The 20,011-nt window shown below is 67.5% G+C and carries 17 protein-coding genes and 1 other RNA gene; 7 read left to right on the top strand and 11 right to left on the bottom strand.

Annotation, left to right across the window (positions count from 1 at the left end):
- Nucleotides 1–112 precede the first annotated feature (112 nt).
- Nucleotides 113–1,456: an amidohydrolase gene (locus C8C99_RS18660; protein ID WP_108626534.1), complete on the top strand. Its 1,344-nt coding sequence runs from the start codon at nt 113–115 to the stop codon at nt 1,454–1,456.
- A gap of 34 nt (nt 1,457–1,490) precedes the next feature.
- Here C8C99_RS18660 and C8C99_RS18665 read toward each other — a convergent pair whose 3' ends face one another.
- From C8C99_RS18665 to cysK, 5 genes are all read right to left on the bottom strand, one after another.
- Nucleotides 1,491–3,209, bottom strand: a complete 1,719-nt coding sequence (locus C8C99_RS18665; protein WP_108626535.1) for an NAD(P)/FAD-dependent oxidoreductase — start codon at nt 3,207–3,209, stop codon at nt 1,491–1,493.
- Nucleotides 3,210–3,410: 201 nt separating this feature from the next.
- The gene (locus C8C99_RS18670; RefSeq protein WP_108626536.1) at nt 3,411–4,427 is read right to left on the bottom strand and encodes a lysylphosphatidylglycerol synthase domain-containing protein; all 1,017 of its coding nucleotides are present in this window, start codon (nt 4,425–4,427) and stop codon (nt 3,411–3,413) included.
- A 17-nt stretch (nt 4,428–4,444) separates the two neighbouring features.
- Nucleotides 4,445–5,695, bottom strand: coding sequence for a cardiolipin synthase ClsB (gene clsB, locus C8C99_RS18675; protein WP_108626537.1), 1,251 nt, complete (start codon nt 5,693–5,695; stop codon nt 4,445–4,447).
- The gene (locus C8C99_RS18680) at nt 5,692–6,465 is read right to left on the bottom strand and encodes an endonuclease/exonuclease/phosphatase family protein (protein WP_108626538.1); all 774 of its coding nucleotides are present in this window, start codon (nt 6,463–6,465) and stop codon (nt 5,692–5,694) included. The genes clsB and C8C99_RS18680 overlap by 4 nt, the downstream gene beginning before the upstream one ends.
- Before the next feature lie 187 nt (nt 6,466–6,652).
- Nucleotides 6,653–7,570, bottom strand: coding sequence for a cysteine synthase A (gene cysK, locus C8C99_RS18685; RefSeq protein ID WP_108626539.1), 918 nt, complete (start codon nt 7,568–7,570; stop codon nt 6,653–6,655).
- 247 nt (nt 7,571–7,817) lie between these two features.
- On the opposite strand from cysK, the gene rnpB reads away from it, so the two are divergent.
- Nucleotides 7,818–8,157, top strand: an RNA gene (gene rnpB / locus C8C99_RS18690) — RNase P RNA component class A.
- Between the two features lie 66 nt (nt 8,158–8,223).
- On the opposite strand, the gene C8C99_RS18695 is transcribed toward rnpB, so the two are convergent.
- From C8C99_RS18695 to C8C99_RS18715, 5 genes are all read right to left on the bottom strand, one after another.
- Complete coding sequence (locus C8C99_RS18695) at nt 8,224–9,444, bottom strand: M48 family metallopeptidase (protein ID WP_108626540.1); 1,221 nt, start codon at nt 9,442–9,444, stop codon at nt 8,224–8,226.
- 2 nt (nt 9,445–9,446) lie between these two features.
- The gene (locus C8C99_RS18700; RefSeq protein WP_056646795.1) at nt 9,447–10,712 is read right to left on the bottom strand and encodes a YjgN family protein; all 1,266 of its coding nucleotides are present in this window, start codon (nt 10,710–10,712) and stop codon (nt 9,447–9,449) included.
- A 167-nt stretch (nt 10,713–10,879) separates the two neighbouring features.
- Nucleotides 10,880–11,674 (bottom strand): rRNA pseudouridine synthase, encoded by a 795-nt coding sequence (locus C8C99_RS18705; protein ID WP_056646793.1) that lies wholly within the window; start codon nt 11,672–11,674, stop codon nt 10,880–10,882.
- A 33-nt stretch (nt 11,675–11,707) separates the two neighbouring features.
- Nucleotides 11,708–13,405 carry an MBL fold metallo-hydrolase gene (locus C8C99_RS18710; RefSeq protein ID WP_108626542.1) on the bottom strand — a complete coding sequence of 566 codons (1,698 nt, stop codon included), beginning with the start codon at nt 13,403–13,405 and terminating at the stop codon, nt 11,708–11,710.
- Nucleotides 13,406–13,524: 119 nt separating this feature from the next.
- The gene (locus C8C99_RS18715) at nt 13,525–14,229 is read right to left on the bottom strand and encodes a glutathione S-transferase N-terminal domain-containing protein (protein ID WP_108626543.1); all 705 of its coding nucleotides are present in this window, start codon (nt 14,227–14,229) and stop codon (nt 13,525–13,527) included.
- A gap of 124 nt (nt 14,230–14,353) precedes the next feature.
- Between C8C99_RS18715 and dapF the strand changes: the two genes are divergently transcribed.
- The 4 genes from dapF (at nt 14,354) to lepB (ending at nt 17,734) form a co-directional block, all read left to right on the top strand.
- Nucleotides 14,354–15,235: a diaminopimelate epimerase gene (gene dapF, locus C8C99_RS18720; RefSeq protein WP_108626544.1), complete on the top strand. Its 882-nt coding sequence runs from the start codon at nt 14,354–14,356 to the stop codon at nt 15,233–15,235.
- Nucleotides 15,232–15,921: a DUF484 family protein gene (locus C8C99_RS18725; RefSeq protein WP_056646782.1), complete on the top strand. Its 690-nt coding sequence runs from the start codon at nt 15,232–15,234 to the stop codon at nt 15,919–15,921. Before dapF ends, C8C99_RS18725 begins: the two co-directional genes overlap by 4 nt.
- A 55-nt stretch (nt 15,922–15,976) precedes the next feature.
- Entirely contained in the window at nt 15,977–16,945 is a 969-nt protein-coding gene (locus C8C99_RS18730) for a tyrosine recombinase XerC (protein ID WP_056646780.1), read from the top strand.
- A 120-nt stretch (nt 16,946–17,065) separates the two neighbouring features.
- Nucleotides 17,066–17,734, top strand: coding sequence for a signal peptidase I (gene lepB / locus C8C99_RS18735; RefSeq protein WP_056646777.1), 669 nt, complete (start codon nt 17,066–17,068; stop codon nt 17,732–17,734).
- A gap of 252 nt (nt 17,735–17,986) precedes the next feature.
- Here the strand turns inward: lepB and C8C99_RS18740 are convergent, their stop codons facing one another.
- Nucleotides 17,987–18,514, bottom strand: coding sequence for a chemotaxis protein CheW (locus C8C99_RS18740; protein ID WP_108626545.1), 528 nt, complete (start codon nt 18,512–18,514; stop codon nt 17,987–17,989).
- A 243-nt stretch (nt 18,515–18,757) separates the two neighbouring features.
- On the opposite strand from C8C99_RS18740, the gene C8C99_RS18745 reads away from it, so the two are divergent.
- The gene (locus C8C99_RS18745; protein WP_056646774.1) at nt 18,758–19,993 is read left to right on the top strand and encodes a class I SAM-dependent rRNA methyltransferase; all 1,236 of its coding nucleotides are present in this window, start codon (nt 18,758–18,760) and stop codon (nt 19,991–19,993) included.
- Nucleotides 19,994–20,011 lie beyond the last annotated feature (18 nt).

The raw sequence follows: 20,011 nt of genomic DNA on the forward strand, positions 1-20,011 counted from the left end.
CTTTGTGGATGGCCATTTTCACTTGCCTACAGCGTGGGGTGGGCCCGTAGCATGAACGTGCGGTTTTTTGCTGCGTTCCTTTTTGTTTTCACTTCCTGCACGGATCTGCCTCATGCACAAACCCCTCTCTGCCATCTCGCTGGCCACCGGCCTGCTTCTCAGCGGGCTGACGTTCGCATCGTCCGCCCAGGCCCAGGCCCTGGATGCCACCGGCCTGCAGGCCATCGACGCCGCCGTGACGGCCGTGGCGCCCAAGATGGTCAACTGGCGCCGCGACATCCATGCCCACCCCGAACTCTCGGGCCAGGAGGTGCGCACCGCTAAGCTCGTGGCCGAGCACCTGAAGAAGCTGGGCATGGAGGTGCAGACCGGCGTGGGCGGCACCGGCGTGGTGGGCACGCTCAAGGGCGGCCTGCCTGGCAAGGTGGTGGCCCTGCGCGCCGACATGGACGCGCTGCCGGTGCTGGAGAACACCGGCCTGCCATTTGCCAGTAAGGCCAAGGCCACCTACCTGGGCAAGGAAGTGCCCGTGATGCACGCCTGCGGCCATGACGCCCACACCGCCATGCTGATGGGCGCGGCCGAGGTGCTGGCGGGCATGAAGGCCCAGCTGCCCGGCACGATCAAGTTCATCTTCCAGCCCGCCGAAGAGGGCGCGCCGGTGGAGCCCGATGCCAACGGCAAGGTGCCCAGCTTCGGCGCCAAGGCCATGATTGAAGCCGGTGCGCTCAAGGACGTGCAGGCCATCTACGGCCTGCACATCACCTCCAACCTGCCGGGTGGCGTGGTGGGCTACCGCAGCGGCCCGCTGATGGCAGGGTCGGACAACATCACCATCCATGTGGAAGGGCGCGGCGGCCATGGCTCGTCGCCCTGGGCCACCATCGACCCCATCGTGGCCGCCAGCCAGGTGGTGATGGGCCTGCAGACCGTGGTGAGCCGCCAGCTCAACATCAGCCAGGAACCGGCCGTGGTCACCATCGGCCAGATCCAGGGCGGCACGCGCTACAACATCATCCCCGACAAGGTGGAGATGATGGGCACGCTGCGCACCTTTGACGAAGACATGCGCCAGGAAGCGCTCAAGCGCATCACCACCACGGCCGAGTCGATCGCCGCCGCCAGCGGCGCCAAGGCCAGCGTGCGTTTTGGCCCCGTGGCCTACCCCGTGACCACCAACCCCGCGCAACTCACGCAGGCCTCGCTGCCCGCGCTGAACCTGGCCATGGGCGGCAAGACCATGGTGATCCCCAAGGTGGCCGGGTCGGAGGACTTCTCGGAGTTCCAGAAGGTCGTGCCGGGCTTCTTCTACTTCCTGGGCGCGCCGCCCAAGGGCAAGGAGTTTGCCAAGGCCCCGCCCAACCACTCTGCGCTGTTCGACATCGATGAAGATCAGCTGCCCGTGGGTGCGCGCTCGCTGGCGGCGCTGGCCGTGGACTTTTTGCAGCGCAAGTAAGCGGTGCCACTGGCCTGCACCGCCCGGAGGCAGGTCAGCCTGCTGCGCCCAGCAGGCTGCGGGCCACGGCCTCGCCCACCTTGATGCCATCCACGCCGGCCGACAGAATGCCGCCCGCGTAGCTGGCGCCTTCGCCCGCCGGGTACAGGCCGGGCGTGTTCAGGCTTTGCAGGTTGTCGCCACGCCCGATCTTGAGCGGCGACGAGGTGCGTGTCTCCACGCCCGTGAGCACCGCATCGTGCATGTCAAAGCCCTTGATCTTGCGGCCAAACACGGGCAGCGCCTCGCGCAGCGCCTCGATGGCGTAGCCGGGCAGGGCGGCGTGCAGGTCGCCCAGGGCCACGCCGGGCTTGTACGACGGCTCCACATCGCCCAGCTGGGTAGAGGGCTTGCCGGCGATGAAGTCGCCCACCAGCTGGCCTGGCGCGCTGTAGTCGCGCCCGCCCAGCACAAAGGCGTTGGATTCGAGCTGGCGCTGCAGCACGCTGCCCGCCAGCGAGTGGAACTGCCCTGCGGGCAGGCTTTCCGCGCCGTAGGTCTGGCCCAGATGCATCTCAAAAGCTGCGGGGTCGGTGGGGTAGTCGCGTGGATCGATGCCGACCACCATGCCCGCGTTGGCGTTGCGTTCGTTGCGCGAGTACTGGCTCATGCCGTTGGTCACCACGCGGTTCGGCTCGCTGGTGGCGGCCACCACGGTGCCGCCGGGGCACATGCAAAAGCTGTACACCGCACGCCCATTGGCGGCGTGGTGCACCAGCTTGTAGTCGGCCGCGCCTAGCAGCGGGTGGCCCGCGTGGCGGCCCCAGCGCGCGCGGTCGATCACGCCCTGCGGATGCTCGATGCGAAAGCCAATGGAAAACGGCTTGGCCTCCATGGCCACGCCGCGCTGGTACAGCATGGCAAAGGTGTCCCGCGAGCTGTGGCCCAGCGCCATCACCACGTGGTCGGCACGCAGCTCGGTGGTCTCGCCCGTGGCCTGGTTCAGCACCTTCAGGCCGCGCAGGTGGCGCGCGTCGCCTGTGCCTTCCACAATGACGTCCGTCACGCGCTGTTCAAAGCGCACCTCGCCGCCCAGCGCAATGATCTGTTCGCGCAGGCTCTCCACCACCTTCACCAGCTTGAAGGTGCCGATGTGCGGGTGGGCTACGTACAGGATTTCTTCAGGCGCACCGGCCTTGACGAACTCGTTCATCACCTTGCGGCCCAGGTGGCGCGGGTCCTTGATCTGGCTGTAGAGCTTGCCGTCGCTGAAGGTGCCAGCGCCGCCTTCACCAAACTGCACATTGCTTTCGGCATGCAGCTCGCGCTTGCGCCACAGGCCCCAGGTGTCCTTGGTGCGCTCGCGCACGGTCTTGCCGCGCTCCAGCACGATGGGCTTGAAGCCCATCTGCGCCAGCACCAGGGCGGCAAAGATGCCGCAGGGGCCAAAGCCCACCACCACGGGGCGCAGGGGCAGGTCGGCAGGCGCCTGGCCCACGGGGTGCCAGGCCATGTCGGGCGTGGGCTGGATGTGCGGGTTGCCTGCAAACTGGGCCAGCAGCGCGGCCTCGCGGCCGGGCTGGGCCAGCGTGATGTCCACGATGTACACCGCCAGCAGGTCGGCCTTGCGGGCATCAAAGCTGCGCTTGAAGACGTGCAGGTGGGCGATGTCGGCGTCGGAGATGCCCAGGATTTGGGCGACAGCGGCGCGCAGGGGCGCCTCAGGGGCTTCGGCAGCTGTGAAGGGCAGCCGGATTTCAGAGAGTCGGATCATGGTCTTGCGGGCCCGTGTCGATCGGGCGAAAAGCAATGGCGTGGGGCCGGGATGATACGGGGTCTGCGCAGCGGGCGGAACCCCGTCGGCCTACGCGACCGGGGTGTAGGCTGCGCTGGCTATATAAAAATGATAGCAATCAAGGCATGTTGCACTAACGCATCCGGCGGTTTTGGCTGAATTTTTGTTGTCAGGACGTATTTAGGCGTCCTGGGCAGGCCGCTGGCGCCAGCGCAGCTCGGCCACGCCCAGTGCAAAGGCCGCCAGCACCAGCGGCCCAAAGTAGTACAGCGCCCGGTAGGCCAGCAGGGCCGCCAGCACCTGTTCCTGCCCCAATGCGTCGGTGGCCAGCAGCGCCACGCCCACGGCCTCCAGCACGCCCAGGCCTGCAGGCACGCGCAGCACCAGCCCCGCCACGGCCCCCAGCAGCACGGTGGCCAGGGCGGCGGGGTAGGGCACCTGGTGTTGCAGCACCGTCCACAGCGCGGCGCCCATCAGCATCCAGTTGGTGGCCGATGCTGCGATTTGCCACAGCGCCACCGGCCAGCGCGGCAGCGGAAAAGCGTGGCCCCGCAGCGTGAGCGCGCGGCCCCTGCGCACCGCGCACAGTGCCAGGTACGCCAGCGGCAAGCTGCCCAGCACCGTGCCGCCCAGGTGCCACTGCCACGGCGCCACCGTCCACCCGGCCACCGCAGGCGGCTGCCACAACCAGGCCAGTACCCCGGCCAGCAGCAGGTAGCCCACCCAGTTGGTCACGATGCTGGTGCCCACCACCTGGCCGATGGTGCCGGGGTCCACGCCGCGCCGGGCATACAGCCGGTAGCGCACGCCCACGCCGCCAATCAGCGAGCCCAGGTTGAGCGTGAACGGATAGCTCGTCATGGCGATGGCCAGGGTGGTACCACGCGGCAGGCGGTGGCCGCTGCAATGGCGGCCCACCCAGTCAAAGCTGCCGTAGGTGAAGTGGCTCAGCAGCGCCAGCGCGCCGCCCAGCGCCAGTGCGGCGGTGGGCAGATCGCGTAGCGCCTGCAGCACGGCGGGCCAGTCCACCGTGCGCGCCTGCCGAAAGATCAGCGCGGCCACCACCGCAAAGAAGGCGATGGCGACCCCCCGCGTGAGCCAGGGCCACCAGACCTGCTGTGACCAGTGGCGCCAGCCGCTGGTGGTGTGCCGGTTGCTGCCCACTTGGGTGTCCGCGTGCAGCGTGGGGGTGGCCATGGGGTGCGCCTGCCCGCTCAGGTGGCGGGGCTGCCTGCGGGCTCTGCGGCACCCGGGTTGGCGAGCGTGATGTGGGGCTCGTGCCGGGGCAGCCAGCCCGCCCAGGCGGGGAACCAGCGCAGCAGATGGAACACCGCATAGCTGCGCAGCAGGCGCAGGCCGTTCCAGCGCCCTGGCGCGGTGGCTTCCACCTGCTTGCAGCTGTGCTCCATCAGGTGCGACAGGCGCCTGTGCAGGTGGGCGTTGAAGGCGCGGTCCTGGATGATGACATTGGCCTCCAGGTTCAGCGACAGGCTCAACGGGTCGAGGTTGCTGGAGCCCACGGTGGACCAGTCCTCGTCCACCAGCGCCACCTTGCCGTGCAGAGGGCGGTCGCAGTATTCGTACACCCGCACGCCAGCGCGCTGCAGGTGGTCATACAGCAGGCTGGCCGCCGTCTTCACGATGGGCATGTCGGGCTGGCCTTGCAGGATGATGCGCACATCCACCCCCCGTTTTGCGGCGCGCCGCATCTCGCGGATGAAGCGGTAGCCGGGGAAGAAGTAGGCATTCGCAATCACCACCCGGCTGCGCGCTGCGCGCAGGGCCACGCGGTAGTGGCGCTCGATGTCGTTGGTGTGCTGCTGGTTGTCCCGTGTCACAAACATCGCGTGCGCTGTACCCGCGTGCGGGCGCCCGGTGATGCCGGCAGCCTGGTGGCGCTTGCGCTCCTGGCGGCTGAGCACCGCCTCGCGGGTGAAGTGGTGCATCTGCGCCACGATAGGGCCGCGCACCTGCACGGCGTAGTCTTGCTTGGCCTCGGGGCCAAAGTCGGCCACATGGTCGGCCGAGTAGTTGATGCCGCCAATGAACCCCAGGTGCCCGTCCACCACCACGATCTTGCGGTGCATGCGGCGCAACATATTCAGCCGCTGGCCCAGGAAGCGGCGACCTGGGTCAAAGATGCGAAAGTGCACGCCCGCCTCCACCAGGCTGCCGACAAACCGGTCCGACAGATCGGGTGAGCCAAAGCCGTCCACCAGCACATGCACCTCCACACCCCGCTGGGCGGCCGCCAGCAGCGCGGCGTGCAATTGCTGGCCGATCTTGTCCTCGAACAGGATGAATGTCTCCAGCATCACCTCGCGCCGGGCGTCGGCAATGGCCTGGAACACGCGCGGAAAAAACTCCTCGCCGTTTTCCAGCAACTCGAAATGGTTGCCGGGCACCCAGCGCGAGGACCGGGGTGCGCGCAGGGCGCGGGGCGTGCTGAAGGCAGGGCGTTTCATAGCAGGATCTCCGCAGCCAGGGGCGCATGGTCCGAGAGCTTGTCCCAGGGCTTCTTGGGCAGCGCCAGCGGCGAGTGCACGGTGGCGTTGCGTACATAAATGCGGTCGAGCGCCAGCAGCGGCATCGCCGCGGGAAACGTGCGCACCGCCCGGCCAAAGGCCTGCACAAACACCTCCTGCAAGCCCGCTTCGCGGTGCAGGATGTCGTGTGCGCGGTTGCGCCAGTCGTTGAAATCGCCGGCCAGCACTACGGCCTCATTGGCGGGAAAGCTGTTGACCAGATCGCATACGCGGCGCAGCTGGTGCTGCCGATGCGACTCCTGCAGGCCCAGGTGCACACACACGGCGTGCACCGGCAGGTGGTGCCCGGGGGGCTGCAGCACAGAGTGCAGCATGCCGCGCCGTTCGGGCCCGCTGATCGAGATGTCGTGGTTCTCGTAATGCGTGATCGGAAACTTGGACAGCAGCGCGTTGCCGTGGTCGCCGTTGTCATACACCGCGTTGCGCCCGTAGGCGTACTGCGACCAGATGCTGTCGGCCAGAAACTCGTAATGCGGGACCTGCGGAAAGTTGGCCAGCCGGCTGGCGTGCCGGTGGTGCGTGCCCAGCACCTCCTGCAAGAACACTAGGTCGGCCGCCACGTCGCGCACGGCCTCGCGCAGCTCATGCAGCATGAAGCGCCGGTTGAAGGTGGTGAAACCCTTGTGCACGTTCACGGTGAGCACCTTGAACGCAATAGGCTGGGAGTCTGTCGCGGAGGTCGTGGCCATGGGCAGTTGCAATCGTTGGAAGGGGCTCCGGCGAAATCACCGCAAGGGTGCGGCCGGGGCGAATCCTGATTGTTCTGGTCCGTATGCGTTGCCGCTGTAGGACGGCTGGCCGTAGCCTTGTGCTGCGCAGCCCAAAAAAAAGGGCCCCGAAGGGCCCTGGTGATAGCGCGCTGCGCGGGGGCGGCCATCAGGCCGGCAGGAAGCCTTCCACCGACAGGTAGCGCTCGCCCGTGTCGTAGTTGAAACCCAGCACCTTGGCGCCCGCGGGCAGCTCGGGCAGCTTCTGGGCAATGGCGGCCAGGGTGGCGCCGGACGAGATGCCCACCAGCATGCCCTCTTCGCGTGCGCAGCGGCGGGCATATTCGCGGGCCGGTTCGGCATCGACCTGGATCACGCCTTCGAGCACGCTGGTGTCCAGGTTCTTGGGGATGAAGCCCGCGCCAATGCCCTGGATGGGGTGGGGCGAAGGGGCGCCGCCCGAGATCACGGGCGATGCCGTGGGCTCCACCGCAAACACCTTGAGTTGCGGAAATTTGGCCTTCAGCACCCGCGCGGTGCCCGTGAGGTGACCGCCCGTACCGACGCCAGTGATGATCGCGTCCAGCCCGTCGGGGAAGTCCGCCAGGATCTCCTGTGCGGTGGTGCGCACGTGCACGTCGATGTTGGCGGGGTTTTCGAACTGCTGCGGAATCCACGAGTCTGGCGTCTGCGCCTGCAGCTCCTGCGCGCGGGCAATCGCGCCCTTCATGCCTTTCTCGCGCGGTGTCAGGTCAAACTGCGCGCCATAGGCCAACATCAGGCGGCGGCGCTCGATGCTCATGCTGTCGGGCATCACGAGGATCAGCTTGTAGCCCTTGACGGCTGCCACCAGCGCCAGGCCGATGCCCGTGTTGCCGCTGGTGGGCTCGATGATGGTGCCACCCGGTTTGAGCGCACCAGACTTCTCCGCGTCTTCCACCATCGACAGCGCAATGCGGTCCTTGATGGAGCCGCCGGGGTTGCTGCGTTCGGACTTCACCCACACGTTGGCCGACGGACCGAACAGGCGGTTGATGCGCACGTGGGGTGTGTTGCCGATGGTTTGCAGAATGTTGTCAACTTTCATGGCGTCTCCTGTGAAGTGTCGGGTTGGACAAAAGGGGAAGGTTGTGGAGCGCATTCTGAACCAGTTGTTCTACGGCCCTGGTGATATGGATATAGCCAGGGAATGGGTTCAGGCCGCGCCCGACCGTGCAGGGCGCGGGCCATATCGCGATGTGCATCGCGCGTTGCACTGGCGTGATCTGATCCGCACAGGCCGACACAGCGCGCACTCATGCGCCCGGCCGCTGGTGGGCGATAATCCACCCTGTGAAGCGCGCCAGACCGCCGCTGGTGCAATCTGGGAAACCAGGCACTGGAGGAACGTCCGGACTGCACAGGACAGCGTAGCAGCTAACGGCTGCCCACCGTGAGGTGAGGATCAGAGCAACAGAGACGAGTCCCGGGGGAGTGCCGCAAGGCAAACCACCGGGGGTGAAACGGGCAATCTCTACGCGCAGCAATACCAAGTAGGCCAGCGTTGATGTGGTTCCGCAGAGCTGGCGGGTAGGTAGCACCGAGCCGTGGTGGCGACACCCGGCCCAGATTAATGGCGGTCACACTGCGGGCAACCGTGGTGCACAGAATCCGGCTTATCGGCGCGCTTCACACTTTATTTCTGACCCCGCCCGCACAGGGTTGCGTGGTGGGCGCATCAGCCCCTTCGCGCCGCTGCGCTCAGCTTTTCGGGCAATGGGGTGCTTGTCCCCGCTCCAGTTCGGTCGCGCGCTCCACCGTGTCCGGGTGGCTGCTCAGCAGCGACCAGACAGGGTGCGATGCGGCATCCTCGGCGGTCTTGCGCTTGCGGGCTGCGCTGTCGGGCGCACGGGCGCTGGATGACGGCGTGGATGCACCCGCGGCAGGGCCTTCGCTCGAGTCCTTTTTCTCGGTGTCCTCGTTGTCCTCATCGCGCGCAATCGCCAGCAGCAGCTGGCCCATGGGCGCCGTGGGCAGTGCGGCGTGGCGCATGACGGCTATGGCGTAGCAGTCGGCCTCGCGCTCGTGGCTGCGGCTGTAGGCCAGGCCGGTGAGCAAGGACGCGCCGGTAGAGACGACGCCCGACACATCCCCCAGCGCCAGCCCCAGGCCCATGCTGAGTACGCCCTGCTGCACCACCATGCGCGTGGTGTGGCGTTGCACCACGTGTCCCACCTCGTGGGCCAGCACGCCCACCAGGGCGTTGTCGTCCAGGCCCTTTTTAGCGGCTGCCTTGACGATGCCGTCGGTCATCACGATCTTGCCGCCGGGCAGGGCAAAGGCATTGGCGCCCATGCCGGACCGGAACTCCAGCGACAGCGGCGGCCGGTAGCCGGCATAGCGCTGCAGTCCGGGGGGTGTGTGCTGCACCAGGGCGTCAAAGCGCGCCTTGAGCTGCTCCTGCCGGGCCGAAGGCAGCTTGCTGGGCTTCAGGGTGCCGTTGTCCATCTGCTGGAGCACGTTCTCGGCCACGCTGGTCTCCCAGCTGAGGGGCACAAACCGCGTGAGCTGCGTGGCCGCCCAGGGCGTGCCGTAGCGGTAGAACAGCGTAAGGCCGACGACGGCGGCGACCGTCACGCCCAGCAGCACGGGCCAGCGGGTCTGCATGCGTTGTGCGATGCCGGGGCGCTCGCCCGCAGCGGCCAGGGCCGCGCGCCATTCGGTCACGGCGTCGATCTCCACGCTGCCATGGTCGCGCAGATCGACGACCACGCGGGGCTGGGGCTTGCGTTCGTTCCAGGCCTCGGGCCAGCCCACCTGCTTCCAGGCGAACACGACCGGCTCGGCACCCGGCTGCGAGAGCGGGTGCAGCACCAGCGATGGGCCTTGTGGCGCGGGCCGCAGGCTCACCATCACCGGCCGGGCCTTGCTGCTCTGGCCGTCAAACCAGCGCCCGGGGAGCAGGGCGGTGTGCTCGGGCATGCTCAACCGATGAGGTCCAGGCCCGCAGCGTCGGCCAGCGCATCACCCAGGCCCCCTTGCTGCTGGCGCACCATGGCGCCGGTCACCTGTTCCACGCCGCCCTTGACGTGCAGGGTGACGGACTCGCACTTCATGCGGTATTCGCTCACCCGCGCAAACGGGCGGTACAGCCCCAGCGTCAGCAGGGTGAGCAGCATGTTCTTGATGCGCAGCCACACGTACTGGCCGCTTTTCAGGTGGCACTTGAAGCGCGCCACATGGCTCACGCCGATGTTGTTCCACATCAGCTGGAACATTCGCGCCTCGCGGTACGCGCGGGCGGGGGCCGATGCCAGGATCAGCATGAAGATGCCCGCGATGATGGACACGATGATCACCACAAACATCCAAAGGCCCAGCCGGTTGCTCTGGCTGGCCACCAGGGCGATGGAGCTGCCTGCCAGGATGCCGATCAGTGCCGAGAAACCCACCACGCACAGGATGAACACGGCCACGGTGGCCATCCACACCTTGACGAAGTCCATGTACACCGGCTTCCAGCGGCCCCGCTCGGCGCCCACCTGGGCCTTGAGCACCAGGAGGCTCTTGAAGTTGTACTCGGTGCGGATCACGCAGAGCACTGACAGCACCAGGCCCAGCAGCACCAGGCCGCCCATGGCGGGCGTGAAGCGGGGCATGGGTTGCTTCTTGCCTTCTTCTTCAATGGCTTCGAGGGCCTGCGCCAGGTCGGGCGACAGCAACTGCAGGCCGTAGAACACGCCAAACCACAACAGCGCCAGCGCAAACACCGGCCAGCTGGCGAGATAGACCTCTTTCCAGCTGGCGGCAAATTGCAGCCGCAGCCCGCGCCAGCGCGTGGCCCCCAGGCGAAACCGCATGGCGCTGGCCCAGATGAAGGGCGCCAGCGCTGCGCCCGCCAGCAGGAACAGGCCCACTGCCGTGTCCTGCCCGGTGTTGGCGGCCAGGTTGTAGGCAATGGTCAGCAGCATCAGCAGCACAAAGCCCATCACCATCTTGCGCTGCTGTGCGGTGAATTCGAGGGGACTGCCAGCCACCAGCGTGTGGCCATAGAAATACTGGGCGGTGCGGCGACGCGCCCAGGGGGTGTAGATGCCGAGCGTGACGATGGACAGCAGCACGTTGACGATCCAGACCCGGAAATACTCGCCCCCGCTGCCGGTGAATTCGAGCGGGTGGGCGTCGATGTTCATCGGCATGAAGGTGGACATCGGCCCCGCTGCGCCGCCTGACGATTGGTTTGTGTGCATGAACTCCCTCCAGAGTGCTGCGCAGTGTAGCAGCGGCGCGGGACCAGGAAATTCAAGTCAAAAAGGCCTGAAGCGCTTGTTTTTAAAGCGCTGGAAGCTATGTATTTAGGAGCATGCGTGTGCCGCGCCCATGTGGGTGGGCGGGGCGCAGCGCGGCGGAGGACGCGTCAGAACTTCTCCCACGGCTGCAGGTAGCGCCATTGCCCCTCGGGCACCTTGGCCAGCGGCACGCGGCCAATGCGGATGCGCTTGATGCCCACCACGGTCAGGCCCACGGCTTCGCACATGGCCGGGATCTGGCCCGGGCGAATGCCCTTGAGCGCAAAGCGCAGCTTGGTCTCGTTCTGCCAGCTCACCTTGATGGGGGGCAGGGGGCGGCCATTGAACGTGAGGCCGTGGCACAGGCGCTGCAGGCCGTTGGGCGCGATGTCGCCCTTGACCTCGACGATGCATTCCTGCTCCAGCGACTCGATGTCTTCGGCCAGCTTGCGCGCGATGCGCTTGTCCTGCGTGTACACCACCAGCCCACTGGCCTCGGTGGGCAGGGGGGTGAAGCATTCGAGCTGCTTGAAGTGGCGCTGCAGCACGCGGATGCCCGAGGCGTCTTCCGGCAGGTGCGACGCGGCGTTGAGCAGCGTGAGCGCCTGTGGCGCACCCTGGCTGCGGCTGGCGTGGGCCGCTTGCCCTGTGGATGCGCCTGGCAGGCCCAGGCCGGCTTCAAACCCTGCCGGTTTGTGCAGCAGCAAGGTCACCGGGGTCAGCTCCAGCAAGCTGGCATCGGGCGCCACGGCCACGGCCTGATCGGGGCGCACGCGGGCGCCAGGGGCTTCCTCAATCTGGCCGTCCACGCTCACAAAGCCGCCCTCGATGAATTGCTCGGCCGTGCTGCGCGAGCAGTTCAGTTGTTCGGCCACGCGTTTGGCCAGGCGGATGTGGGTGGGGTCGGGGTTCTTGTCGGTCATTGAATATGAAGGCGGTCTTGGTGTTCTTGTGGCTCAGTTGTTGCCGGGTTGCAGCGAGCGGATGCGCTCCACATGCGCCAGCAGCGAGCGCTGGGCCACCGGCCACATGCGCTGCGGCACGTCGTCGTAGGCTTGCCGCACCCAGTCGTCCATGCTGCCTTGTGGCAGCGCCTGCATGGCGGCCAGCACCTTGGCCTCGCGCGCCAGGCGGTGGGCCTTGAGCTTGGCGATGGCATGGCGGGCGCCGAGGACAGGGCCCCCCAGCACGTAGCCGTGCGCGGGCAGGATGAACTCCACGCCGTGCTCGGCGCAGGCCGCGTCGAGCCGGTCCAGCGAATCCAGGTAGTCGGCCATGTTGCCGTCTGGCGGGTCGATCACGGTGGTGCTGCCGTTCAGGATGTGGTCGCCGCTGAACAGCAGCGCGTCTTCCACCAGCAGCATGCACAGGTGGTTGGCGGCATGGCCGGGGGTGTGGACCACCTGCAGGGTGTGGGTGATTTTGCCCTCAGGTGCCAGTCCTTCAAGCACGAGCAGCTCATTATTTTGTAGCGCCCGGTCGGGGGTGAACTGGCTGGCCGCGCGGGCCGTGGGGGCGGACGGCAGGCCCAGGACGGGCGGGCGCGCCTTGCCGGCCTGCACGCACATCGCCTGCAGCGGCGCGGCGCCGGGGGAATGGTCGGCGTGCGAGTGGGTGCACACAATCATGCGGATGTCGCCCCCCGCTGCACGCCAGAGCTTGTCCAGGTGCTCGGTATCGGCCGGGCCGGGGTCGATGGCGATGAAGCCCGTGGCCGGGTCGCCCACCAGGTAGCTGTTGGTGCCGGGGCCGGTCATCACACCGGGGTTGGGCGCGGTCAGGCGCATCACGTTGCGCAGCAGCGGCACTGGGCGTTCGGTCTGCCAGTCCAGCGGGTGCACGATCTGGCCGTCGGGGCAGACCAGCGCCAGCTCGCCAAACGGCATGTCGTCTTCCATGTAGCGCGCTTCCTTGCCCGCCAGCAGGCCTGCGCGCGGGCAGCTCACCCACAGGGGCTGCTCGTGCGCCACGGCGTCCAGCACCGCCTGGGTGCTGGCAAATTGGGCCAGGCGCTGCAGCGTGCGGATGGTGGGGAAGATCATGAAGAACTGCCCCGCCTCGTGCCGCGCCAGCGCGTCGGCCGGGCGCACCCACACGGGCTCGAACTGCTCGGCCTCGTCGGCCACGGGCTCCTGGCCCTCGGGCATGCGGGCCACCAGAAAGGGCACCTCAAAGCGGCGGGCCAGGTCGCGGTCGGCCGTCCAGTGGGCCAGCAGGTACACCCCATCGGCCGCCAGGCGCAGTCCGCGTGCGGTGCACTGCGCGGCAAACGGCTGGTGGCGGTCGATGGCGGCAATGTCCTGCGCGTCGGCCATCTGCCCCTGGCGGGGGCCCTCGGCATGGCGTGCCAGCAGCACGCCCAGTTCTTCAAAACTCTCGCGGATGGCGGCAATCGCCTGGGTGAGGTGCAGGTCGCTCTGCGTGGCGCGCCGGTCGGCGGCCGCGTGGGTGGCGGGTGCAGCATCCAGCGCATCAATGCCCCCGCCGGGGAACACATAGGCGCCAGGCGCAAAACTGGCCGTGGCCGAGCGCCGGGTCATGAGGACTTCGAGCCCGCCGCCGTCAGGCACATCGCGCAGCAGCAGCACGGTGGCGGCGGGGCGGGTGGCTACGGGTTCGCGGAGGGGGTGGAGTTGTTGGCTGGAGCGGGGCATCGGGCCATTATCAGCACTGGCAGGCTGTACAGCCGTCGGCATCGCCGTGAAACCTGCGAAAACCGAGGGCCCGGGGGGTTGCAGGCTTGCAGGCCGGCCTCCGGCCGACCACGCCCGGCTCAGCCGCGGGCCGGGATCGCGAGGCCCCGGGCCACCGCCGGGCGCGCCACAAAGGCATCCAGCACGCGCTGCACTTCTGTGAACTGGCCAAACTCCACCAGATCGCCCGCGCCATAAAAGCCGATCAGGTTGCGCACCCAGGGCAGGATGGCAATGTCGGCGATGGTGTACTGCTCGCCCATCACCCACTGGCGGCCTGCCAGGCGCTGGTTCAGCACGCCCAGCAGGCGTTTGGACTCGGCCACGTAGCGGTCGCGCGGGCGCTTGTCCTCATAGTCCTTGCCCGCGAATTTGTGGAAGAAGCCGAGCTGGCCGAACATGGGGCCCACGCCGCCCATCTGCCACATCACCCACTGGATGGTTTCGTAGCGCGCGGCAGCGTCCTGGGGGATCAGCTGGCCGGTCTTGTCGGCCAGGTACAGCAGGATGGCTCCCGACTCGAACAGCGCCAGCGGCTGGCCGCCGGGGCCTTGGGGGTCCAGAATGGCGGGGATCTTGTTGTTGGGGTTGAGTGACAGGAACTCGGGCGAGGTCTGGTCGTTGGTCTCAAAGCTCACCAGGTGCGGTTCGTACGGCAGGCCCAGTTCTTCGAGCGCAATCGACACCTTCACGCCATTGGGTGTGGGCAGCGAATACAGCTGCAGGCGGTCCGGGTGCCGGGCGGGCCATTTGCGGGTGATGGCGAAGGCGGACAAATCGGTCATGGTGGGGTCCTGGTGGCTGCGGCGCGGGGCCGGTGTGGTGGTGACAGGCGCGCAGAGGTGGAAAAGGCGCCAAGCCTACGCCGCCTGGCCGTTCGGCGCAGGCCCGAGGCCATAATCCCATCCCATGCAGATTCGCTTCACCAAAATGCAAGGCGCGGGCAACGATTTTGTGGTGCTCGACGAGACCCAGGGCCGCCTGGGGCTGAGCACGGCCCAATACCGCTTTCTGGCAGACCGACACTTCGGCGTGGGGGCCGACCAGATTCTCACAGTGCGTCCTTCGCCGGGTGACGGCATCGATTTTGAATACGTGATCCACAACGCCGACGGCGGCGAGGTGGAGCAGTGCGGCAACGGCGCGCGCTGCTTTGCGCGCTTTGTGCACGACCGGGGCCTGTCGGGCAAGGACACCCTCCGCGTGCAGACCAAAAGCGGCGTGATTGCGCCCCGCCTCACAGGCGACGGCCGCGTCACGGTGGACATGGGGCGGCCCGAGTTCGACCCCGCCAAGGTGCCGTTCGACACCACCGGTCTCACGCCTGTGCAGCAGGGTTTGGGACAAAAATGGCCGGTAGCGCTAGAGGAATATGCCTCTGGCGCTTCTGTTTTGGTAGCAGTAGCCTCCATGGGCAACCCGCATGCGGTGCAGCTGGTGGACGACGTGGACACCGCTCCCGTCGCGCAGACCGGGCCGCTGATCGAGCGCCATGCGCGCTTTCCCCAGCGGGTGAACGCGGGCTACCTGCAGATCGTGGACCGCTCCCATGTGCGCCTGCGCGTGTTTGAGCGCGGCGCGGGCGAAACCCTGGCCTGCGGCACCGGAGCCTGCGCGGCCGTGGCCAGCGGCATCCGGCTGGGCCTGCTCGACCCCGAGGTGCATGTGGACACGCGTGGCGGCCGCCTCACCATTGCCTGGAGCGGCCAGGAGGCTGATTCCGTTTTCATGACCGGCCCGGCCACCACGGTGTTCGAAGGCCAGATCGACATTCCCGACACGCTCGTATGACTACCCACATCCCACCGATCACCGAAGACGACATCGCCCAGTTCCTCACCAACACGCCGGGTTTCTTCGAACGCCATGCCGAGGTGCTGGCCAGCGTGCAGATCACCAGCCCCCACGGTGCGCGCGCCGTGAGCCTGCAGGAGCGCCAGGCCGAGATGCTGCGCGAGAAGATCAAGGGCCTGGAGCATCGCATCATGGAAATGGTGCGCAACAGCACCGAGAACGCCGCCATTGCCCACAAGGTGCACCAGTGGACCAGCAGCCTGCTGCAGGTGCGCGACCCGTTCGACCTGCCCCAGGCCGTGGTCGATGGCGTGCGCACCCTGTTCGATGTGCCCCAGGCAGCGGTGCGCGTGTGGGAGGTGGCCGCACCCTACATCGACGCCGATTTCACCCAGGGCGCGAGCGAGGACGCGCGTGCGTTTGCCTCGTCGCTGACCATGCCGTTCTGCGGCCCCAACCTGGGCTTTGAGCCCTCCGGCTGGCTGGCGCAGGAAGGCGGCGAGCCCGCGCAGTCGCTGGCCCTGCTGCCGCTGCGCGAAGGGGCCATCGACAGCGCCACGCCCGCGTTTGGCCTGCTGGTGCTGGGCTCGCAAGACCCGCAGCGTTTTGATGCCACCATGGGCACCGACTTCTTGTCGCGCATGGCCGAGCTGGCCAGTGCCGCCCTGCTGCGCCTGAAGTAGTCCCGGCCACCAGGGCGCACTGCAACTCGGCGTTGGCGCGGCCCAGGCAACAACCATGTCTGAAAAGCCTCCCGCCCCGGACCCCCACGTCCTGCGCTACCTGGAGCATGTGCGCGTCGAAAAGCGGCTGGCCGCGCGCACGCTCACGCTCTACACGCTGGACCTTGAAAAGCTGGCGCAGTTTGCGGCTGGCGTGAATGTGCCGATGCTGCAGTTGCAGACCGCTCACATCCGCCGCTTTGTCGCGCAGATGCACAGCGGCGGGCGCAGCGGGCGGGGCATTGCGCTCATCCTCTCGGGCTGGCGCGGGTTTTTCATCTGGGCGGGGCGGCAGGGGCTGATCCCGCACAACCCGGTGCAAGACGTACGTGCCCCCAAGGCCCCCAAACCCTTGCCCAAGGCGCTGGGCGTGGACGACGCCGTAAGGCTCGCAGAATTCGACAACACCGGCGCCGACCCCTGGCTGGAGGCGCGCGACGCCGCCATGGTGGAGCTGCTGTACGGCTGCGGTCTGCGCGTGGGTGAACTCGCGGGGCTGGACGCCATCCCCAATGCCGACACCCAGCGCCAGGGCCGCGGCTGGGTGGACCTGCAGGCGGGCGAAGCCCATGTGTTCGGCAAAGGCAGCAAGCGCCGCAGCGTGCCGGTGGGCGCCGCCGCCACGGCCGCGCTGCAGGCATGGCTGCAGCTGCGGGCCACACCGTTTGGTGGCGAAGGCTCTGCGCGGCTCGATACCGCCCTGTTTGTCGGCCAGCGTGGCAAGCGGCTCACGGCCCAGTCGATCTGGCTGCGCCTGCGCCAGCGCAGCCAGCTGGCAGGGCTGACCACGCCGGTACATCCGCACATGCTGCGCCACTCGTTCGCCAGCCACCTGCTGCAAAGCAGCGGCGACCTGCGCGCGGTGCAGGAGCTGCTGGGCCACGCCAACATCACCACTACGCAGGTCTATACGCGGCTCGACTTTCAGCACCTGGCCAAGGTGTACGACGCCGCCCACCCGCGTGCGCGGAAGAAGCCCCCGTAAGCCGCTGGGCTGCTTTCCGGGAAGGCGAAGCAACCGCCCGCCCGCCGGGCGGAACCAAGTGGCCTCCCGGCGTCTCCGAGCACACTGGCGCCTGCTGTGGAGCGCCCTGGAGTTGTCGTCATGCTGCTGAACTGGATCAAATCGAACCGATGGTTCATCGTGCTGCTGTTGTGCTTTGGCGTCTTTCGCACCGCCGTGGCCGACTGGAACCCCATCCCTTCGGGCTCGATGCGGCCCACGCTGCTGGAGGGGGACGTGGTGCTGGTCAACCGCCTGGCCTACGACGTGAAGCTGCCGCTCACGGACGTGATCCTGGCGCACATCGACGACCCGCAGCGCGGCGATGTGGTCACCTTCTCTTCGCCGCAGGACGGCACCCGCCTGATCAAGCGCATTGCCGCGTTGCCCGGCGACACGGTGGAAATGCGCAACGAGGTGCTCTACATCAACGGTCAGGCGGCCGAATACGAGATGCCCGATTCTGTGCAGGAGCCAGCGTTGCTGGGCCACACGCTCACTGCCACGCGCTGGACGGAGCGCCTGCTGGGGCATGAGCGCCGCGTGCAGTGGCTGCAGGGCGTGACGGCCCGCAGCAGCTTCGATCCGGTGCAAGTGCCCGAGGGCGAATATCTCGTGTTGGGTGACAACCGGGACAACAGTGCCGACTCCCGCTACATCGGCCTGGTGCCGCGCCACCTGCTCATCGGGCAAGCGCACCGCGTGCTGCTGTCGGCCGATGTGCTGGGCCATTGGGCGCCGCGCCTGGAGCGCTTCGGCAAGGCGCTGTAGCCCGGCCCGGCCAGCGCGCCGACGACCTCGCTCATGGTGGTTTGACCGGCACGGTGCATCAGGGCGGACCTGGCTTCCACGGAGGTTGAACACCTTGGGGAAAGCGGTCGTCGATGATGGAGTGAAAAGCCGCATCGGGGCCGTGAGCCAGCGCTATGGACAGCGGGCCCATGATGCCCATGAGCAGCGCCATCAAGCCAAAGCCAGTGGGAGCCGGGTCGAAATCTTCCAGTCGTAGCAGTGCAGGGTGGCTCAGTGGCAGGGGGCCGGGGTCTCGCCCGCCACCGACTTGGCCAGGAATTTCTCGATGTCGAGCAGGATCAGCATGCGCTGGCCGACCGAGCCGATGGCCAGCAGGTGCTCGGGCCTGACGTTGCCGCGCAGGGCGGGCACGGGGCGCAGCTGCTCGCGCTCCAGCGTGAGCACGTCGGACACGCCGTCCACCACCACGCCCACCGTCCGCTGGCCGATGTGCAGCACGATCACCACCTTGAGGTGGTCGTACCGCACGGCGGTCTGCCCCAGCTTCAGGCGCAGGTCCAGGATGGGCACGATCACGCCGCGCAGGTTCATCACGCCCAGCCACTCGCCCGTGGCATTGGCGATGGTGGTGGGCTTTTCGTACGACCGGATCTCCTGCACCCGCAGGATGTCCACCCCGTATTCCTCGTTGCCGATCTGGAAGGTCAGAAATTCGCGAAGCTCGGTCATCACGGACTGGGCCGTGCCGGGCGCGGGGGCCAGGCGGGTGGTGCTGGGGGCTGTGGCGGAGGCGGCCATTGATTGTTTGATAAAAATGATAATTTACGTAATTTTATCGATCACAAATCATATTTGTCAAATATCAAATTCCTAAATGACAGATCGGTCGCGTGCATTCGGGGGCGAAGAGCGTGAAGTGGCCCTTGGAGCCTGTGAAAGAGGGCCGGCCGGACGCGGTCGTGACGGGGCGGTACCTCGTTGGCTGCGTTTTTCCCTCGCCAAGGGGCTCTGCCGCGTCCGCCAGCCCGCACAATCCGGGGCATGAAAACCCTTCGACTTCGCGCGGGCAAAGAGCGCTCGCTGTTGCGCCGCCATCCCTGGATCTTTGAATCGGCCATCGCCAAGGGCGGCGGCGACAGTGGAGAGACCGTGCGCGTCGAGTCGCACGAAGGCCAGTTTCTGGCTTGGGCGGCCTACAGCCCCAGCTCGCGCATCCGAGCACGGGTGTGGAGCTTTGACGAGGCGCAGCGCATTGATGCTCCGTTTTTTATAGCTGCTTGCGCACGTTCCATCATCGCCAGAGCCCGTTTTGATGTGCAAAGCGACGGTGTGCGCCTGGTGCACGGCGAGTCCGACGGCCTGCCCGGCCTCATCGTGGACCGCTATGGCGATACGCTGGTGGCGCAGTTCACCAGCGCGGGCACCGAGCGCTGGAAGGGCGTGATTGCCGATGCGCTGCTGCGCGAGACGGGCCTGACCAAACTGTATGAGCGTTCGGACGCCAGCGTGCGTTCGCTGGAAGGCCTGGAGCCCGCCACCGGCTGGCTGCGCGGCGGGCCCACGGGCGCGGCGGGCGATGGCGAAGGGCCGCCGCTGGAGCTGACGATCCGTGAGCACCAGTGGCGCCTGACCCTCAACATTGCCGAGGGCCACAAGACGGGCTTTTATCTGGACCAGCGCGACAGCCGCAAGCGCTTTGCCGACTACACGCAGCGCCTGGGCTTCAAACATGTGCTCAACTGCTTTTGTTACACCGGCGGCTTCAGCGTGGCAGCGCTGGCGGGCATGCGTGCGGCGGGCGCAGCCGCCGATGGCCATGTGACGTCCATTGACTCGTCCGGCCCCGCCTTGGAGCGCGCCCGTGCGCACGTGGCGCTCAACGGGTTCGACCCGAACCGCGCAAGCTTTATGGACGCTGATGTGAACGCCTCGCTGCGCCAGTTTCTCAAGGAGGGCCAGCGCTTCGATGCCATCATCCTGGACCCGCCCAAGTTCGCGCCCACGGCGGCCCACGCCGAGCGGGCAGCCCGCGCTTACAAGGACATCAACCGGCTGGCGCTGCAACTGCTGTCGCCTGGCGGGGTGCTGTTCACCTTCTCCTGCTCGGGCGGTATCAGCGCCGACCTGTTCCACAAGATCGTGGCGTCGGCCGGCGCAGATGCCGGAGTGGACGGCTACATCCTGGAGCGCCTGGGCGGCGCGCCCGACCACCCGATGACGCTGGAGTTTCCGGAGGGCGAGTACCTCAAGGGGCTGGTGGTGATGCGCAAGGGGTGAACGTTCCGGCGTCAGCAG

The organism is Acidovorax sp. 107, assembly GCF_003058055.1.
GTDB lineage: Bacteria > Pseudomonadota > Gammaproteobacteria > Burkholderiales > Burkholderiaceae_C > Acidovorax.

Coding starts and splice junctions, on each gene's coding strand:
- clsB (WP_108626537.1), bottom strand. CDS start 5,695: ATGAAACGCCCTGCCTTCAGCACGCCCCGCGCCCTGCGCGCACCCCGG.
- C8C99_RS18680 (WP_108626538.1), bottom strand. CDS start 6,465: ATGGCCACGACCTCCGCGACAGACTCCCAGCCTATTGCGTTCAAGGTG.
- C8C99_RS18705 (WP_056646793.1), bottom strand. CDS start 11,674: ATGACCGACAAGAACCCCGACCCCACCCACATCCGCCTGGCCAAACGC.
- C8C99_RS18745 (WP_056646774.1), top strand. CDS start 18,758: ATGAAAACCCTTCGACTTCGCGCGGGCAAAGAGCGCTCGCTGTTGCGC.
- cysK (WP_108626539.1), bottom strand. CDS start 7,570: ATGAAAGTTGACAACATTCTGCAAACCATCGGCAACACACCCCACGTG.
- C8C99_RS18730 (WP_056646780.1), top strand. CDS start 15,977: ATGTCTGAAAAGCCTCCCGCCCCGGACCCCCACGTCCTGCGCTACCTG.
- C8C99_RS18695 (WP_108626540.1), bottom strand. CDS start 9,444: ATGCCCGAGCACACCGCCCTGCTCCCCGGGCGCTGGTTTGACGGCCAG.
- C8C99_RS18665 (WP_108626535.1), bottom strand. CDS start 3,209: ATGATCCGACTCTCTGAAATCCGGCTGCCCTTCACAGCTGCCGAAGCC.
- C8C99_RS18710 (WP_108626542.1), bottom strand. CDS start 13,405: ATGCCCCGCTCCAGCCAACAACTCCACCCCCTCCGCGAACCCGTAGCC.
- dapF (WP_108626544.1), top strand. CDS start 14,354: ATGCAGATTCGCTTCACCAAAATGCAAGGCGCGGGCAACGATTTTGTG.
- lepB (WP_056646777.1), top strand. CDS start 17,066: ATGCTGCTGAACTGGATCAAATCGAACCGATGGTTCATCGTGCTGCTG.
- C8C99_RS18725 (WP_056646782.1), top strand. CDS start 15,232: ATGACTACCCACATCCCACCGATCACCGAAGACGACATCGCCCAGTTC.
- C8C99_RS18715 (WP_108626543.1), bottom strand. CDS start 14,229: ATGACCGATTTGTCCGCCTTCGCCATCACCCGCAAATGGCCCGCCCGG.
- C8C99_RS18660 (WP_108626534.1), top strand. CDS start 113: ATGCACAAACCCCTCTCTGCCATCTCGCTGGCCACCGGCCTGCTTCTC.
- C8C99_RS18670 (WP_108626536.1), bottom strand. CDS start 4,427: ATGGCCACCCCCACGCTGCACGCGGACACCCAAGTGGGCAGCAACCGG.
- C8C99_RS18700 (WP_056646795.1), bottom strand. CDS start 10,712: ATGCACACAAACCAATCGTCAGGCGGCGCAGCGGGGCCGATGTCCACC.
- C8C99_RS18740 (WP_108626545.1), bottom strand. CDS start 18,514: ATGGCCGCCTCCGCCACAGCCCCCAGCACCACCCGCCTGGCCCCCGCG.